Annotated in this window: 18 protein-coding genes; 16 read left to right on the top strand and 2 right to left on the bottom strand. The window is 54.9% G+C overall.

Going from position 1 to position 16434, the window contains the following annotated elements:
- Positions 1-252, top strand: coding sequence for a pro-sigmaK processing inhibitor BofA family protein (locus MPAL_RS13440; protein ID WP_012619274.1), 252 nt, complete (start codon positions 1-3; stop codon positions 250-252).
- Between the two features lie 39 nt (positions 253-291).
- Positions 292-537, top strand: a complete 246-nt coding sequence (locus tag MPAL_RS13435; protein ID WP_012619273.1) for a pro-sigmaK processing inhibitor BofA family protein — start codon at positions 292-294, stop codon at positions 535-537.
- Positions 538-738: 201 nt separating this feature from the next.
- On the opposite strand, the gene MPAL_RS13430 is transcribed toward MPAL_RS13435, so the two are convergent.
- Positions 739-1443, bottom strand: a complete 705-nt coding sequence (locus MPAL_RS13430) for a KaiC domain-containing protein (RefSeq protein WP_012619272.1) — start codon at positions 1441-1443, stop codon at positions 739-741.
- Entirely contained in the window at positions 1440-2333 is an 894-nt protein-coding gene (locus tag MPAL_RS13425; protein ID WP_012619271.1) for an RAD55 family ATPase, read from the bottom strand. Before MPAL_RS13425 ends, MPAL_RS13430 begins: the two co-directional genes overlap by 4 nt.
- A 136-nt stretch (positions 2334-2469) precedes the next feature.
- Between MPAL_RS13425 and MPAL_RS13420 the strand changes: the two genes are divergently transcribed.
- The 14 genes from MPAL_RS13420 to MPAL_RS13360 all read left to right on the top strand — a co-directional run bounded on the left by MPAL_RS13420 (position 2470) and on the right by MPAL_RS13360 (position 16356).
- On the top strand, positions 2470-4119 hold the full coding sequence (locus MPAL_RS13420) for a type II/IV secretion system ATPase subunit (protein WP_012619270.1): 1650 nt from the start codon (positions 2470-2472) through the stop codon (positions 4117-4119).
- The gene (locus MPAL_RS13415; protein WP_012619269.1) at positions 4116-6050 is read left to right on the top strand and encodes a type II secretion system F family protein; all 1935 of its coding nucleotides are present in this window, start codon (positions 4116-4118) and stop codon (positions 6048-6050) included. The genes MPAL_RS13420 and MPAL_RS13415 overlap by 4 nt, the downstream gene beginning before the upstream one ends.
- A 74-nt stretch (positions 6051-6124) precedes the next feature.
- On the top strand, positions 6125-6256 hold the full coding sequence (locus MPAL_RS17135; RefSeq protein WP_012619268.1) for a hypothetical protein: 132 nt from the start codon (positions 6125-6127) through the stop codon (positions 6254-6256).
- Positions 6253-6771: a hypothetical protein gene (locus MPAL_RS13410; RefSeq protein ID WP_012619267.1), complete on the top strand. Its 519-nt coding sequence runs from the start codon at positions 6253-6255 to the stop codon at positions 6769-6771. The genes MPAL_RS17135 and MPAL_RS13410 overlap by 4 nt, the downstream gene beginning before the upstream one ends.
- A gap of 43 nt (positions 6772-6814) precedes the next feature.
- A complete protein-coding gene (locus tag MPAL_RS13405) occupies positions 6815-7144 on the top strand; it encodes an ATPase (RefSeq protein WP_012619266.1) in 330 nt (109 codons plus the stop codon).
- Positions 7145-7148: 4 nt separating this feature from the next.
- Positions 7149-9098, top strand: coding sequence for a V-type ATP synthase subunit I (locus MPAL_RS13400; RefSeq protein ID WP_236610399.1), 1950 nt, complete (start codon positions 7149-7151; stop codon positions 9096-9098).
- Positions 9099-9100: 2 nt separating this feature from the next.
- Positions 9101-9382 carry a H+transporting two-sector ATPase subunit C gene (locus MPAL_RS13395; protein ID WP_012619264.1) on the top strand — a complete coding sequence of 94 codons (282 nt, stop codon included), beginning with the start codon at positions 9101-9103 and terminating at the stop codon, positions 9380-9382.
- 11 nt (positions 9383-9393) lie between these two features.
- Positions 9394-9969, top strand: a complete 576-nt coding sequence (locus MPAL_RS13390; RefSeq protein ID WP_012619263.1) for a V-type ATP synthase subunit E — start codon at positions 9394-9396, stop codon at positions 9967-9969.
- A gap of 12 nt (positions 9970-9981) precedes the next feature.
- Entirely contained in the window at positions 9982-11037 is a 1056-nt protein-coding gene (locus tag MPAL_RS13385) for a V-type ATP synthase subunit C (protein WP_012619262.1), read from the top strand.
- Positions 11037-11339: a V-type ATP synthase subunit F gene (locus MPAL_RS13380; protein WP_012619261.1), complete on the top strand. Its 303-nt coding sequence runs from the start codon at positions 11037-11039 to the stop codon at positions 11337-11339. The genes MPAL_RS13385 and MPAL_RS13380 overlap by 1 nt, the downstream gene beginning before the upstream one ends.
- Positions 11330-13096 carry an ATP synthase subunit A gene (locus tag MPAL_RS13375; protein WP_012619260.1) on the top strand — a complete coding sequence of 589 codons (1767 nt, stop codon included), beginning with the start codon at positions 11330-11332 and terminating at the stop codon, positions 13094-13096. Before MPAL_RS13380 ends, MPAL_RS13375 begins: the two co-directional genes overlap by 10 nt.
- A complete protein-coding gene (locus MPAL_RS13370; RefSeq protein WP_012619259.1) occupies positions 13093-14487 on the top strand; it encodes an ATP synthase subunit B in 1395 nt (464 codons plus the stop codon). The genes MPAL_RS13375 and MPAL_RS13370 overlap by 4 nt, the downstream gene beginning before the upstream one ends.
- 7 nt (positions 14488-14494) lie before the next feature.
- The gene (locus tag MPAL_RS13365; protein WP_012619258.1) at positions 14495-15136 is read left to right on the top strand and encodes a V-type ATP synthase subunit D; all 642 of its coding nucleotides are present in this window, start codon (positions 14495-14497) and stop codon (positions 15134-15136) included.
- Positions 15133-16356 (top strand): phosphoglycerate kinase, encoded by a 1224-nt coding sequence (locus MPAL_RS13360; protein WP_012619257.1) that lies wholly within the window; start codon positions 15133-15135, stop codon positions 16354-16356. The genes MPAL_RS13365 and MPAL_RS13360 overlap by 4 nt, the downstream gene beginning before the upstream one ends.
- Positions 16357-16434 lie beyond the last annotated feature (78 nt).

Genomic DNA, 16434 nt, shown 5'->3' with positions numbered 1-16434 from the left:
ATGATAGCATCAGTGCTAACGGTGCTGCTCGCCTTTGTTGTGGCTGTTGTCATCTACTACTTTTTAAAGAAGTCACTGACCCTGCTGATCAACTCGATCGTCGGTATCATAGTGCTCTATGGGTTGAACTACTTCGATGTCTTCACCCCGGCTATCCCGATCGATGTCGCATCGGTGCTGGTCTGTGCATTTGGGGGCCTTCCGGGGCTGCTGATCGTTGTTATTCTGCACCTGGCTGGTATCACCATCTGATTCGAAGGGATTATACAGTCAGGTCTCGATTTATCATTCATGTTTGTGGAACTGCTCGTCCTGGTTCTGGCCATCATCCTGGCAGCTGGACTCTATTATTTTATGAAGAACCTGCTGTACCTGCTGGTTCATGCGGTAGTTGGGGTGATCGTCCTGGTGCTGGTCAACCTCTTCCTCTTTCCCCCGGTATCAGTCAATCTGATCACCGTGCTTGTCGTTGGATTCGGTGGAATTCCCGGGTTGTTGGTCGTTCTTCTGCTTCATCTGACCGGGATCGCCTTCTAGGATTATTCCCCTATTTTTTAACTTGTTGTATCTGAAAAAAGCACTCATGCTCACTCTTTTGGGGTTCGCGGTAAACTGAAACGACATTGTGATTTGAAAAGAGCGTTCCTCCCTTATCAGGGAGTCGCAAGTTGCTTCTTCCTCACCCTTTCAGGGTTCGCAGCAAGCAACCACTCGCCCTCCCCTGAAGGGGCTTCGTGTTCAAAAGACATTCGCCTCAGAGTAAACATTCACCCTGTCGCTGAGAATCTCGTAGGGTTTGATCTCACGGGAATGGGCTGATAGTCGCATCTTCACGACCTCCAGGGCCAGGTGGACCTGTGATGACTCATTGGAGCGGATGTACCTGAGTAGAATCACCGTGTCGACCAGGTACTCGATCAGGTTATGCCGGCTGGAATACTGGTTGTCCTTGTCGGCCTCGCTGGTCATCAGTACGGTACAGTCCTCGCTTCTTAGCATATCGACGAATCTGAAGAGTTCATGCCGGCGTGCAGAGTCAGTGTCGAAGAGGTCTTCAAAGAGAGAGATCGGGTCGAAGACGACCCGCTTGGCATTATACTTCTTGATCAGGGGCGGCAGATCATTTCTGATCGAGTTTATTGAGAGGTTAAAGTTGGTCGGGTCGAGCTTCAGGACAAAAAACGTGGTGTTCCGGTACTGGTCGATATCCCAGCTTTTCACCTGCATGTACCTGACGATAGACTCTTCACTCTCCTCAAGGGTGATGTAGATGGCTGTCTCCCCACGGATGAGTCCCTCCCAGATGAACTGCAGGGCGAAGGTCGTCTTTCCTGTTCCGTAGGTCCCGACGATCGCAGCAAAACTCCCCGGGATCAGGCCACCGCTCAGCATCTCGTCGAGTCCGTCGATCCCCATCCTGACCCGTTCCTCGTCCACGCTCATATGATCACCCTGATATTCGAGACTTCAAAGCCGATCTTCGGCGATATTCTGACCGAAAACTTCACCAGGTCGTTCTCTTCGAGGTGAGGCATCACCCCGCGGAACTTCTGAAAATACATCACCCGCTGTCGCCGGGCGGCAACGCTCTCCTCCCATCGAAAGAGGATGACTGCATCGGTGATATCGGCGATCTCCTGGATCTGCGAACGGTTCAGGATCCCTTCGGTCAGTAGCATATAGATGGTCGTGTTCCAGCGTTTTGAGACCCGCTGCAGACCACGAAGGTACGCTGTCAGTTCCTTCCAGTTTTCGGTATCACTGTAACTGGTTGCGATATCAGTTAGCGAATCGAGGATGACCAGACTGTTCTCTGCCACCGTACTCAGCACTGTTGCCAGCTGCACCAGGGTGGATTTGTGTTCTGAACGGCGTTTCAGACGGGTCATCAGGTCTCGTTCGGTGTACCAGTCGCCAGGCACTGTGCTCGCATCGAAGTACTGTTCAGAGAGATCATCGAAGTGAACACCGTCACCCAGCCCGGCGGTGATCTCAGGGTCAAAGGAGAGGTTGATATCCCGCCGGATGTCCTCCTCCATCTTGGTGAACGTGATGTACCTGATCTCTTCGGGGAGCATCTGCCGCTGGTTGCTCGGGCTCTTCTTCATGACAGAGAGATTTATCACTGAACTGTAGACGAACTCAGTGGAACCGGCCCCGATATCTCCGAGTAGCAGGATCACAGACCCTGGTGGTACTCCTCCCTCCATCACCGGATCAAATGATGTGATCCCGGTGGGCATACGCTTGTTATCAGCCACTGATGACCTCCATGACTTTTCTTCTTTTAGTATGCAGGGTGTCTGGATTAATGTTCTGTCATCTTCTGTCATCGACAATCCCCACCCCTGATCTGTCGCTGCAGATTCAGATCCTTCTGCTGCTAGGATGAACGAATGATGATCTCATTGGGTAGGTTGATGTAGCCTGAATGCACACACCTGAGGTAACAGTTCCGGAGCTGGACACTTGACAGGGTTACGCGATCTGATCAGCGGGTTCAAAAGCGGAGAGGTTAAGGAATCCGGACCTCAAAAGTCGCAATCATTCTTTTCATCCCTGAAGAGTAAGGTCACTGATGATAAGAGGATCGCCGAGTATGACCCGGCTGTCCATGGATCTCTGGTGGATCGGACCCTCCCGAATGAGTATGAACTGATCGAGAGCTACTGGGTCGACGAAGGGTGCTCCCAGGTGAATATCGTCCATAACAGAAAGACCCAGCAGGATGAATATGTGCTCTATGAACCCGAACTCTCCCCGTTTGAGTATGAACTGATCGAGCGGATCTTTGAGGATCTCCGTGATGTGCTGATCCTGACTGACGATGAGATCGGGTTTGACAAGAACCAGCTCCTCTTTCAGAAGATGAATGGTCTTCTGGTCGAGTACGGGCTGGTACTCGAACAGTCGACGATGTTCAAACTCCAGTACTTCCTTATTCGGAACTTCCTTGGCTGGTCCCGTATCGATGCGGTGATGAAGGACCCCCATATCGAGGATATATCCTGTGATGGGACCAATATTCCTCTCTTCCTCTATCACCGGAAATACCGGAACATCAAGACCAACATCAAGTTCGACGAGGAGTCGCTTATCTCCCTCGCCATTAAACTGGCTCAGCGTTCAGGAAAGCATATCTCGATCGGGAGTCCCTTAATCGATGCGACGCTTCCGGATGGGTCACGGTTGCAGCTGGCACTCGGAAAGGAGGTCACCTCCCGGGGGACATCGTTCACGATCCGAAAGTTCCGTGAGGAGCCGTTCACTCCGATTGAACTGATGGAGTATCATACTTTCAATGCAGATGCTCTGGTCTATTTCTGGCTTGCGATTGAGAACAACAAGAGTCTCCTCTTCATCGGGGGCACAGCATCAGGGAAGACCACCTCTTTAAATGCCGTCTCGCTTTTCATCACCCCGCTTGCAAAGGTGGTCTCGATCGAGGATACCCGTGAGATTACGCTGTACCATGACAACTGGATCGCTTCGGTGACCAGGGAGTCGGTGGCTGAGAGTTCATCGACGATCGATATGTTCGCCCTGCTGAAGTCTGCGATGCGGCAGCGGCCTGAGTACATCATTGTGGGGGAGGTCCGAGGGAACGAGGCCCAGACCCTCTTCCAGGCGATGAACACTGGCCATACCACCTTCTCGACGATGCATGCAGGGAGTGTGGATGCGGCCATCCACCGTCTTGAGAGCGAACCGCTGAATGTTCCTCGGAACATGGTGCAGGCGCTGAATGTGATCTCGATTCAGGGGCTGATCTACCAGGGTACAGCCAGGGTGCGCCGGTGTCAGGAGATCGTCGAGGTGGTCGGGATCGATCCGTCGACCGGAAACCTCCGGGTGAACAATGTCTTCACCTATGACCCGATCAGAGATGTGATCGCGTACACCGGAAGATCACAGGTCTATGCCTCGATCGCCGAGCGGCGGGGATGGTCACGGGACCAGCTCGATGAGGAGATCGCCCTTCGAAAGGAACTGTTGATGGCGATGCATGATCAGGATATCCGGGATTACCGGTCTGTGTCACGAATCTTCCAGGCCTATTACATCGATGCACAGCGGGTGATGCGCGTCAAGACTGATCTTCGCAGGATACTTGAATGAGGTCGTGGCGGTTTGTTCAGGACTGGGTGGCGCGTGACCCGATCAAATGGCAGACACTGAACACGGATCTGATCTCAAGCCGTGCCGGGGTGACGGTGGAGCACTATCTGGTCAATGCGATCGGGGGATCGATAGGGGTAGGGATCCTCTTTGCGGTTGTCGGGTTTGTGATCTCCGGCCTGGTGATTGCGATGCAGAAGGCCAGCGGAACCACGATGACCACGCCGATTACCGGCGTTCACCTGCCGGTTTCGATCGGTCCGATCCCAATGGGGATCATCGAGCAGGTGGGTGTCGGGACCCTGGCCTTCTCGATCGCCGCCGCCATCACCTATTTTATCGCCCTTCAGTGGCCCGGACTCCAGAAAGGGACCCGTTCGACCAAAATAAACCTGACCCTCCACAACGCGGTTGCTTACATGTATGCAATGCGGAAGGGTGGTGGGGAACTGATGGTGATCTTCCGCTCGATCTCCGATCATTCCAACATCTATGGTGAGGTGGCACTTGAGTTTAGACAGATCGTCAGGGACGCAGACTTCTTCGGTCTGGACGAGGTCTCGGCGATTCGGCGGCTGAACCTGACGACCCCGTCGACCAAGTTGAAGGACTTTCTTCAGGATCTCCTCTCGGTGATCGAGAGTGGCGGGGATATGGCCACATTCCTCTCGACAAGGGTTCATCTCTTCCAGGAGGAGGCTCGGTTTGAACAGAAACAGTTCCTCGGTTTCCTCTCGCTGGTTGCAGAGTCATACGTGACCCTCTTCGTCGCCGGCCCCCTCTTTCTGATCATCATCATGGTGGTGATGGGGATGATGGGGGGGTCTGCAGTGTTGCAGCTCTCTATGGTCACCTATGTGATGCTCCCGGTCGGGACTTCCCTCTTCATGGTGATGATAGATCTGGTTTCGATCAAGAGCGAGGTGGTCTCCCGGTTCACCCAGAAAAAACTCCTCCATGAGTTCTCTGATGTTCGGGTCAGGGAGACGACCGATGAAGAGCCATTCTTCGCAACTCTGGCCAGGTACGACAAGTGGCGGCAGGTGAAGGCCTTCCTTTCCAGTCCATTGCAGGCATTTGTGATGAAACCGTCCAGAATCCTCTACATCAGTGTCCCGATCGGGATCATCTATGTACTCGTTCACCTGCTGATGGTTCAGGGCGCTCCTGACCTGGAGACTTATCTCGATCTGGTCGACGACCATATCGTCATCGCAGTACTGATCATCCTTGTCCCGTATTCGGTCTTCTTTGAGGGGTGGAATCGGAAGTTGGGGGGCATCGAATCCTCGATCCCCGAGTTTCTGGATCGGATGGCCGGGATCAACCAGGTCGGACTGACGATGGCACAGGCGATCTCCATTATGGTCAACGCGAACCTCGGGGTGCTCGGTTACGAGATCAAGCGGATCAAGCGGGACATGGAGTGGGGGGCTAACTTCTCTGAGGCGCTGATGCGGTTTGAACGGCGGATCACCACCCCGATCATCGCGAGAATGGTGGTACTGATCACCAAGGCCAGCGAGATGAGCGGGCAGATCAACGAGGTGCTGAACATCGCGGCCAGTGATGCCAGGATGTCGGATGTCCTCAAAAAAGAGCGGCTGGGTGAGATGTTCATCTATACGGCTATCGTCTACCTCTCGTTCATGGTTTTCATCTTCGTTGTTGGGGTCCTCTCCAGCCAGTTTCTGCCGGTGCTCGGCGGAATCCAGCCCGGTTCCGTCTCTCAGGCAGGGGGTGCCTTCTCTGGCCTTGGCTCGATCCCGATCAAGACCTTCGACCGGTTGCTCTACCATGCATGTTTGCTGCAGGGCTTTTTTTCAGGGTTGATCGCAGGGCAGATGGGCGAGTCCTCGATCGGATCCGGTGTGAAGCATGCCTGTATCATGGTGATCATCGCCCTGATCGCGTTCAACACAGTCGTCTGAAGTATCGATACTCTTATCATCTCTGATGAAGACGTTTCGATGGTGTATTTTGAATGTGCTCAGTGGGCGGACCAATGGATGTTGAACTGGAAGATCGGGTGAAGGGAAAGGATTACAAGTGCAGGGAGTGCGGAACGCGGTTCAAGGGGATCGGAAAGAAGCCGATGTGTCCGAGCTGCCAGTCTGAAGAGATCGATCCTGCATGATCGTTCCCCTTGGGGATGAATATCTGTTGATTCGTGGTGGGCACTCCTTCTGCGTGGTTGGAAGGGCGCTCGCAGTATTTCCTCTCTGTATCGAGACCTCTCATGAAGAGGTGGTGCAGGGGGTGGAACAAGGGGACCTGATCGTGGCCTCTGCCCCGGAGGGTGGTCTGATCAGACCCGCGTTGATGCTGATAGAACTGGTCAGAACCTTCCGGATGCCACTCATGGTGATGAATAGGGGTCATCCCGGCTCCGCACGGTTGCGGTTCATCGTCTCTGCAGGTCCCTATGTAAGCCTTTCCTGCGCAATAGAGCGAGGGACTCATCCTGACCAGCACTTGCTCTGCGGATCAGATGAATTATCAGGTATCAACCTCTCCGGCACGGTTCAGGGGGTCCAGCTTACTGGCCTCTCTGCCGGCGTTTCATATGAGATTCTGGAGAGGTTGCCGGTCACCGACGTTGATCTCCCTATGACTGGTCCGCTTTCGGCTGAGAGGAAACAACAATTATAAAGATAATTTTCGCTATATACAGTACTCATAAGAGGAGGGATGGATGAAAATAGATGTTCTTAAGAGCATTAAGAAGACTGAAGATGACTATCGTACACTGATAAGTGAAGCACAGGCTGAGAGGAAGCGCAATCTCTCCAATGCAGAGCTGGAGGCCGATAATCTGATTACCAAGGCTACCCTTAATGCCGAAGAGTACAGGAAGAAGAGGCTTGTCGATGCGCATACCGAAGCAAAGAAGAGACATGCCGCGATCATAAGGGAGGGTGATGCACGCGCTGCCCAATTGACAGCAAAGGGGCAGAAAAACCTTGATCAGGCTGTTTCATTGCTTGTATCGAGGTTCAAGGAGCAGGTGCATGTTAAGGCCTAGATCGATGAGCCGTCTGCTTGTCGTTGGTGCGAAGGAGCAGATGGGGACGATCGTCGCAGAACTGTACAGGCATGATCTCTTCCATATCGAGGACTTTGTCGACCAGGCTGCTCCTGAATATGAGGGATTTAAGATCGGGATGCCCCTTGCAGGTGCGACCGAGGCCTCAAGTGAGTTGATCCGACTTCGGGCAGCGCAGAACGCGGTCCATATTGGCCTCGACGAGGGTGATGAGGTTCAGAAGGTCTCGACTGCAACGATCAGAAGCCAGATCGCCCGGGATCTTCCCGCGATCGAGGAGAAGGCAGAAGGGCTGGTCGCGAAGCGAAACTCCTTGGATGCACAGTTTAAGGAGCGGGAACAACGGGTCGCTGAACTGATTCCGTTTACGAATGTTCCCCTGGACCTCGATCTGTACCGCGGTTACACCGTGATTGCCCCGATTGCCGGGTATATTGGAGAGGATATTGAGATCCCGTTTCCCCATGAGAAATACCTGACCGGGAAGAAGGGCGAGCACTTTATTGTGGTCTTTGTCGAGATAGCCCATAAGGAGGAGACAGAGCGGCTGCTTGCGGATGCAGGGTTCCAGCCGGTGAAGATCCCGACTGATGAAGGAGCCCCCACTGAGGCAGCATCGCGGTACACGCAGGAGATAACTTCGCTGCAGAGTCAGATCAGCACGATCGACCATCAGATTGAGAGCCTCAAAGCACAGCATGCCACATTCTTGCAGGCCTGTGACGAGATGCTCTCTGCAGACGTCGAGCGTGCAGAGGCACCGCTGCGGTTTGCGACAACAGAGAAGACGTTTGTGGCGGAGGGCTGGGTTCCTTCTGATAAGGTCGACGCCCTCACCTCAGGACTGGTGCAGGTCACCCGTGGCAGCGTCTATATTGAGGAACTCCCGGTGGACCCTGAGAAGGACTCCGTGCCGGTGAAGTATAACAATCCATCGTTTGCACACCCGACCGAACTGTTGATGGATGTCTACGCACGCCCGGATTACCGCGAGATCGATCCGACGCTGATGATGGCGATCGTCTTCCCCCTCTTCTTTGGTATGATCCTGGGAGATGTCGGGTACGGGCTGATCCTGCTGATAATCAGTTATGCCCTTCGGAAGGTTCTGAAGGGAGAGGGTGGAAGACAACTCCTCGATGTATTCAGGAATTCCTGTGTCATATCGATCGGTTTTGGTCTGTTGAACAGCGAATTCTTAGGGTTTGAACTCCCATGGCACTCAATCACTTTCAGCCGTGCTCTCCAGATCGGGACGACCGGCGGCGAAGGGCCTGCAGCGGTACCGTTGCTGGTCCTGGCAGTCTGGATCGGGTTGATTCATATCACACTTGGGCGCGGGATCTCTATTGTGAACCATGGGAACATGGACCACGGCAAACACAGAAACAAGGCGATCATCGCCCAGACAGGATGGCTTGCGGTCATGTGGGGCATTGTGCTTATGATCTGGTCGATGTTCCCGATTCCGCTGATGCCCGATCTGAGTGGCCTGGGACAGGTTCTTTTGGGTCTGAATCCGGCAGGGCTCATCGGTGCACTGATGATCCTCTATGGTATCGTCGCGATCGGACAGGAGTCCCTGCTCGATCTGATGGAGTTACCGACGATCATCTCGCACGTGCTCTCATATACTCGTCTGACCGCAGTCGGGCTCTCATCGGTTGCCATCGCAATGGTGGTCAATTATATTTCAATCGGACTGATCATCGAACCACAGTTAAAGTCACTCAGTGTAGTTGGTGTGGTTCTGATCATCGTCGGTATTGTGGTCTTTTTGTTGGGTCACATATTGAATATCGCCCTGGGTATCCTTGGCGGCGGCTTAAACTCAATTCGTTTGCATTACGTCGAATTCTTCACCAAATTCTATAAAGGTGGAGGCAAAAAGTACAACCCATTCGGGATGAAAAGAAGATTTACGGAGGATTAAACATGGTAGTAACAACAGATCCAGCAGCAGCAGTAGGAACAGCAGTAATGACTATCGAAATGGTCAAGGCATCGCAGTTGGGAATGAAGGCAGTCGGTGCCGGTCTCGCCGTTGGGCTTGCCGGTATCGGTACCGGTCTCGGTGAGATGGGTATCGGTGCGGCAGCAATGGGCGCGACCGCAGAGAACAAGGACATGTTCGGTCTTGCACTGCTCTTCACGGTCATCCCGGAGACAATCGTTATCTTTGGTCTCGTGGTATCACTGCTGCTGTTATTCCAGTAGGAGCATCGATCATGGGACTCGAAGCGGTCATCGATGAGATAACAGAGAAGGGCCGGAAAGAGGCAGAGGCGATCAGAAAAGAGTCAGAGACTGAAGTGGCCCAGGTTCTTGCGGCTGCCAATGTCAAATCAGACCAGATCAAGACCGCAGTCGACGAGGATGTGGCGCGGCAGGAAGCCCGGATTATCAATCAGGAAGTCTCTGCCGCCAATCTTCTTGTGAAGCGGTCGCAGTTGAATGCAGAGAAATCACTGCTCGATCAGGTCTATGCAGCCGTTCTTCTGGAGGTCCGGGGTGCATCCCCCGACTTCCACCGTGCTGCACTGTCGTCCCTTCTCCAACAGGCTCGGGCAGAGATCGGCGAAGGTATGATCCATGCCAGCGCACGTGACCTCCCTATGGTACAGACACTCCTCAAGGAGGGTTCGTACCCTGGATTTGTGGCGGGCAGTCCTGTCGATATCGACGGAGGCATCATCGCAGAGAGCAGGGACGGTCTGTTGCAGGTCGACTATAGTTACAGGACATTCCTTGACAGAGTCTGGGAATCAGGGCTGAAAAATGCGTCTGATATCCTGTTCGGATAAGGGGAGTGGCCGATGACAGAGGTAACGTCGGGGCCGGCTCCCTATATCTATACCTCCACGCGGCTGCGTGTACGGAAGGCGAAACTGCTTCCAAAGGAAGATTACCTGAGGATGCAGAACATGTCCCTTCCGGAGATCGCACGGTTTATCGGAGAGTCAGAATACAAGCCTGAGATCGACGAACTCGGTGGCGTGTTTCACGGCATCGATCTGATCGAGATCGCACTCTCCTGGAACCTTGCCAAGGAGAATCAGAGTGTGCTTGGGATCACCCAGGGCTCGCTGATGCAGTTCACGGCGAACTATCTCCGAAGCTGGGATATCGGAAACGTGCTGATCATCCTCCGTGGCAAACAGCAGGGCTTCTCGGTCAACAAGATCAAGGAGGTTGTGATCCCTGCTGGCGAACTGGACAAGATCTTCCTCGACCGGCTGCTGGCCGAAGAGTCACCCGACCGGATCGTGGAATTGCTGAAAGGATGGCGTCTCTATCCAGTGCTTGAACAGGAGTACGGCAGGGTCATCGAGAGCGGGTCATTTGCACGGCTTGAAAATGAGTTATACAAGAAGTACTATGTCGACCTGATCGCTGTGGCCAGGGGTGGTATTAAAGGAGGAAGGGAGTTCCTCCAGTACCTGCAGCTCGAGATCGATACCCGGAACTTTCAGTCGCTCTTTCGACTTCGGGCGGGTGGTATGCCCGAGGATGTCAGAGAACTGATGATCCCCGGCGGTGACTTCTCGCTCGACGAGCTGGCACGCCTCGGAGCAGTGGATTCCAATGATGAATTGATCGATGCGCTGAAGAAGCGGACGCATCTTCAGTCGTTGATCGATGCACTGGAGACATTCCGTGAGGGACTGCCGATCCATGAGATCGAGAATGTGCTGACCAGGATCAAACTTGAGCAGATGGACCGGATGTCTAAGCGGTATCCATTCTCCGTTGCACCGATCCTGGTCTACCTTGAGAAGAAGAAGTACGAGGTGTTCAACCTTCGGGCCCTCGCCCGAGGTAAGGAGTCGAACCTTTCGGGTGAACGGATAATGGAGTACCTGGTGATCTGATGGAAATCGCAGTGATAGGGAACAGTGAATTTATCCTCGGTTTTCGGCTCGCCGGCATCAGAAAGACCTATGCGGCGACTGATGACGAGAGGCTGCATGAACATATCACCAGTGTGCTCCAGGACCCCGAGGTGGGGATTCTCGTGCTGAACAGCACGGATATGGAACGGCTTCCCCGCCGTCTCCAAAGCACGCTTGAGAACTCGGTCAGGCCCACGGTGATCGCCATCGGCGGCTCCGAGGGTGACATGTCCTTACGAGAGAAGATAAAACGATCGGTGGGTGTTGATCTGTGGAAGTAAAGGCTAAAGAAGGAAAAATCGAAGGAAAAGGCGTTCTCAAGCGTATCGCAGGACCTGTGGTGACTGCGGTCGACCTTGATGCACATATGTATGATGTGGTGAAGGTCGGGAACGAAGAACTGATGGGCGAGGTCATCAAGATCGAAGGGAACAACACGATCATCCAGGTGTACGAGAACACCTCAGGGATCAAGCCCGGTGAGCCGGTCAGCAACACCGGTCTCTCCCTGGCTGTTGAACTCGGACCCGGTCTGCTGACCTCGATCTATGATGGAATTCAGCGCCCCCTCGAAGTCCTGATGGACAAGATGGGTAACTTCATCGAGCGCGGGGTCAGTGCCCCGGGTATCAGCAGAGAGAAGAAGTGGGAGTTCAAACCACTGGCCAGGGTCGGCGACCAGGTCTCTCCGGGCGCGATCATCGGCGAGGTCCAGGAGACGAACATCGTCCATAAGATCATGGTTCCGCCGAACACGAAGGCGGGTGTGATCACGACGATCACCCCCGGCACCTTCACCGTCGAAGAGGTCGTCTGTGTCCTCGACAACGGTGCCGAACTGACGATGATGCAGCGCTGGCCTGTCCGGATCCCGCGGCCTGTCGCAGAGAAGATGAACCCGACGATCCCGTTGATCACCGGTCAGCGAATCCTCGACGGGCTCTTCCCGATCGCAAAAGGTGGCACTGCAGCCATCCCCGGTCCCTTTGGTTCCGGTAAGACGGTCACGCAGCAGCAGCTGGCCAAGTGGAGTGACGCAGAGATAGTCGTCTACATCGGCTGCGGCGAGCGTGGCAACGAGATGACCGAGGTGTTGACTGAGTTCCCAGAACTTGAGGATCCAAAGACTGGAAAGCCGCTGATGGAGCGGACGATCTTGATCGCCAACACCTCGAACATGCCAGTTGCGGCCCGTGAGGCATCGGTGTACACCGGGATCACGATTGCCGAGTACTTCCGGGATATGGGCTACGATGTCTCCCTGATGGCAGACTCGACCTCCCGCTGGGCAGAGGCGATGCGTGAGATCTCATCCAGACTTGAAGAGATGCCTGGTGAGGAGGGATACCCTGCATACCTTGCAGCCCGCCTTTCAGAGTTCTATGAGCGTGCAGGGCTGGTCAAGACCCTGAACGGTCAGGAGGGTTCGGTCTCTGTGATCGGTGCGGTTTCGCCGCCTGGCGGCGACTTCTCCGAGCCGGTGACGCAGAACACTCTCCGTATCGTCAAGGTCTTCTGGGCACTGGATGCCAAGCTCTCGCAGCGGCGTCACTTCCCGGCGATCAACTGGCTGGATTCGTACTCCCTGTACCTGGACACCCTCCATGACTGGTATGACCGCGAAGTCTCTCCTGAATGGAATAAGATCCGGTCGTGGGCGATGGAGATCCTGCAGAAGGAGGCTGAGCTTCAGGAGATCGTGCAGTTGGTTGGGTCTGATGCACTGCCAGAGGCAGAGCAGATCACGATCGAGGTGGCCAGGATGATCAGGGAGATCTTCCTGCAGCAGAACGCTTACGACGCAGTCGACACCTTCTGTTCGATGAAGAAGCAGTATGATATGCTGAAGTCGATCAAGACCTTCTCAGACCTTTCGTACGCAGCACAGACCGTCGGGGTCTCTCCACAGCAGATCATTGCAGTCAAGTCCAAGAACGAACTGTCACAGGTCAAATTCACGGCAGACTACGAACCTCTGCTTGAGAAGATCCTCAAGGATATGGAAGCAGAATTCAATGCACTGAGGGCTGGAGCATGAAGGAGTATCGGACAATTAACAAGATAGCCGGACCTCTGGTCTTCATCGAAAAGACAGAGCCGATCGGCTATGAAGAACTGGTCAACATCGTGCTCTACGACGGAACGATCAAGCGGGGTCAGGTGCTGGACACCAGTGATGACCTCGTCGTGGTCCAGGTCTTTGAGACGACCACCGGTATCGGCAAGGACTCTGGGGTCCGGTTCACCGGCGAAACGATCAAGATGCCGGTCGGCAGAGATATGCTCGGGCGTATCCTCTCCGGCAGCGGTAAGCCGATCGATGGCGGTCCTGAGATCGTCCCTGAGAAACGGCTCGACATCACCGGCGCTGCGATCAATCCATATGCACGGGCATCACCGTCGGATTTCATTGAGACCGGTATCTCGACGATCGATGGGACCAACACCCTGGTTCGGGGTCAGAAGCTCCCGATCTTCTCGGGGGCAGGGCTGCCACACAACAATGTGGCGCTGCAGATCGCACGACAGGCTAAGGTTCCCGGTTCGACCGAGGAGTTTGCAGTTGTTTTTGCCGCGATGGGTATCACCCAGGAAGAGGCCAACTACTTCATGCAGGACTTTGAGCGGACCGGCGCGCTGGAGCGCGCCGTTGTCTTCCTCAATCTGGCTGACGACCCGGCAGTCGAGCGGATCATCACGCCGCGTCTGGCTCTCACCACGGCAGAGTACCTGGCCTTTGAGCTTGGTATGCACGTGCTGGTGATCCTGACTGATATGACCAACTACTGTGAGGCGCTCCGTCAGATCGGGGCAGCTCGTGAAGAGGTGCCAGGCAGACGTGGGTATCCGGGGTACATGTACACCGATCTCGCGTCCCTGTATGAACGGGCTGGGATCATCAAGGGACAGAAGGGCTCGGTCACTCAGATTCCGATCCTTACGATGCCGGGTGATGATATCACGCATCCGATCGCTGACCTGACCGGGTACATCACTGAAGGTCAGATCGTCATCTCTCGTGAACTGCACAGGAAGGGGATATATCCGCCTATCAATGTGCTGCCATCCCTTTCCCGGTTGATGAACCTTGGTATCGGCAAGGGGCATACCCGTGAGGATCACAAGAAGGTCTCTGACCAGATGTATGCCGCCTATGCAGAAGGAAACGATCTCCGTGGTCTGGTGGCCATCGTTGGAAAGGATGCGCTCTCTGAGCGTGACCGGACCTTCCTCGAGTTCGCGGATCTCTTCGAAAACCGGTTCGTCAGGCAGGGCTTTGACGAGGACCGGACGATCGCTGATACCCTCGACCTCGGCTGGGAGTTGCTCTCATCGTTGCCAGTGGAACAGTTGACCCGTATCGACCGTGACCTGATCGCGAAGTACCACCCTCAGTTCAAGAACGCAGGCGCTGCGCAGAAGAGGTGAATGGCCCATGGCTCTTCGAGATATCAAACCCACCCGTTCAGAACTTATCGGCCTGAAACGGCGGATCAAACTCTCTGAACGCGGGTATAAGATCCTGAAGATGAAGCGCGATGGGCTGATCCTCGAGTTCTTCAAGGTGCTTGAGGAGGCAAAGACCACGCGGAGCCAGCTGAATACGAACTATGCCAAGGCCGTTGAGATGATGGCGGTCGCCAACACTGTTGAGGGTTCTCTTGGGGTGAAGGCCGCTGCGTTCTCTGTCCAGCAGGTTCCGATGATCACGCTGAAGAGCAAGAATATCATGGGGGTCGTGGTCCCCCAGATCACCTCCACCTCGGTGAAGAAGCGGATGATCGACCGCGGATACGGGGTGCTCGGCACCAATTCGACGATCGATGACACCGCCACGTCCTTTGAGGATCTGGTGGAGTCGATCGTGAAGAGTGCCGAGATCGAGACGACGATGAAGCGGCTGCTTGAGGAGATCGAGAAGACCAAACGACGGGTCAACGCGCTCGAGTTCAAGGTGATCCCTGAACAGAAGGCAGCCAGAGACTTCATCAAGATGCGGCTCGATGAGATGGAGCGCGAAGAGCTCTTCAGGCTCAAGAAGATCAAGGCCCGGAGCATGGCAAAGGCGAACGGGTGATCAGTACGGAGATCGGTACACTCGCCTCACTCGGCTGCTCAGGGAGGGTGGTCCTTCTCCGCCTTGACCTCAACTCGCCGATCGATCCGACCTCGAATCAGATCCTCGACGATAAACGGTTCCGGGAGCATATCCCGACGATCGAGGCGCTCAAAAAGAGTCGGGTGGTGATCATCACCCACCAGTCAAGGCCGGGGAAGAAGGATTTCACGACCCTCGAGATGCATGCCAAAAAACTGGAGCATCTGCTTCACCGTCCAGTCATCTATGTGAACGATATCTTCGGCCAGTGTGCCCGGGATGCGATCGCGGCGATGCGGGATGGGGACGTGCTGATGCTCGAGAATGTCCGGTTCAATGCTGAGGAGAACCTTATCCTGCCGGCGGAGGATGCTGCGAAGACACATATCGTCAAGAACCTCTCCGGGATGGCGGACTTCTTCGTCAATGATGCGTTTGGGACTGCTCACCGCTCCCAGCCGACGGTCGTCGGTCTTCCGATGATGATGCGATCGGCCGCTGGTCTGTTGATGGAGAAGGAGGTGTCGACCCTTTCAAGGGTCTTTCACGGAGCCCCGCGCCCAGTGGTGATGGTGCTTGGGGGGACAAAGGTGGATGACTCAGTCGATGTTGCCAAGCATGTGCTTGAAAACGGAATTGCCGACAGGGTGATCGTGATCGGAGTTGTGGCCAACGTCTTTCTGGCGGCGGCCGGCCTCTCGATCGGCACCCCGTCGTTGCAGCTCATCCAGCAGCTCAAGTATACGAAACAGATCGAGATCGCCAGGGAACTGCTCGCCGGGTTCGCCGATCGGATCGTTCTCCCGACCCATGTAGCGGTCAGGGAGCAGGGGAAGCGTGTCGAGTATCCGGTCTCTGCAATTCCCGAGGAGACACCGATCCTGGATCTCGGATTGGAGGCGATCACCGCCCTGACCGCCGAGATCGGCAGTGCAGGTACAGTCGTTTTCAACGGCCCCGCCGGGGTCTTCGAGGAGCCCGAGTTCGCCATCGGCACCCAGGCCCTGCTGAAAGCGGCGGCGTCAGTTGAGTTCTCGGTCTGTGGTGGAGGGCATACCGCGGCCGTGATCGAGAAGATGGGGCTAGAGCATCAGTTCACTCATATCTCGACCGGTGGCGGGGCCTGTATTGAGTTCCTGACTGGGAAAGTGCTCCCGGCAGTGGACGCACTGCAGGGATCCAAGAAGATCTTTGGTTGAGATTCTCCGGTCCCTCCCCTTTTTTGCTGCCCCTTATGCGGTCTTCTTTCGATGGACATATGCCTTACAACGATCATA

Source organism: Methanosphaerula palustris E1-9c (genome assembly GCF_000021965.1).
Taxonomy (GTDB): domain Archaea; phylum Halobacteriota; class Methanomicrobia; order Methanomicrobiales; family Methanospirillaceae; genus Methanosphaerula; species Methanosphaerula palustris.
Note: the sequence above shows the minus strand (reverse complement) of the source record. Positions and strands in the feature narration are given on the sequence as shown.

Coding starts and splice junctions, on each gene's coding strand:
- MPAL_RS13380 (WP_012619261.1), top strand. CDS start 11,037: ATGGAAATCGCAGTGATAGGGAACAGTGAATTTATCCTCGGTTTTCGG.
- MPAL_RS13405 (WP_012619266.1), top strand. CDS start 6,815: ATGAAAATAGATGTTCTTAAGAGCATTAAGAAGACTGAAGATGACTAT.
- MPAL_RS13415 (WP_012619269.1), top strand. CDS start 4,116: ATGAGGTCGTGGCGGTTTGTTCAGGACTGGGTGGCGCGTGACCCGATC.
- MPAL_RS13410 (WP_012619267.1), top strand. CDS start 6,253: ATGATCGTTCCCCTTGGGGATGAATATCTGTTGATTCGTGGTGGGCAC.
- MPAL_RS17135 (WP_012619268.1), top strand. CDS start 6,125: ATGGATGTTGAACTGGAAGATCGGGTGAAGGGAAAGGATTACAAGTGC.
- MPAL_RS13430 (WP_012619272.1), bottom strand. CDS start 1,443: ATGAGCGTGGACGAGGAACGGGTCAGGATGGGGATCGACGGACTCGAC.
- MPAL_RS13385 (WP_012619262.1), top strand. CDS start 9,982: ATGACAGAGGTAACGTCGGGGCCGGCTCCCTATATCTATACCTCCACG.
- MPAL_RS13400 (WP_236610399.1), top strand. CDS start 7,149: ATGAGCCGTCTGCTTGTCGTTGGTGCGAAGGAGCAGATGGGGACGATC.
- MPAL_RS13440 (WP_012619274.1), top strand. CDS start 1: ATGATAGCATCAGTGCTAACGGTGCTGCTCGCCTTTGTTGTGGCTGTT.
- MPAL_RS13425 (WP_012619271.1), bottom strand. CDS start 2,333: ATGACAGAAGATGACAGAACATTAATCCAGACACCCTGCATACTAAAA.
- MPAL_RS13365 (WP_012619258.1), top strand. CDS start 14,495: ATGGCTCTTCGAGATATCAAACCCACCCGTTCAGAACTTATCGGCCTG.
- MPAL_RS13370 (WP_012619259.1), top strand. CDS start 13,093: ATGAAGGAGTATCGGACAATTAACAAGATAGCCGGACCTCTGGTCTTC.
- MPAL_RS13435 (WP_012619273.1), top strand. CDS start 292: ATGTTTGTGGAACTGCTCGTCCTGGTTCTGGCCATCATCCTGGCAGCT.
- MPAL_RS13390 (WP_012619263.1), top strand. CDS start 9,394: ATGGGACTCGAAGCGGTCATCGATGAGATAACAGAGAAGGGCCGGAAA.
- MPAL_RS13395 (WP_012619264.1), top strand. CDS start 9,101: ATGGTAGTAACAACAGATCCAGCAGCAGCAGTAGGAACAGCAGTAATG.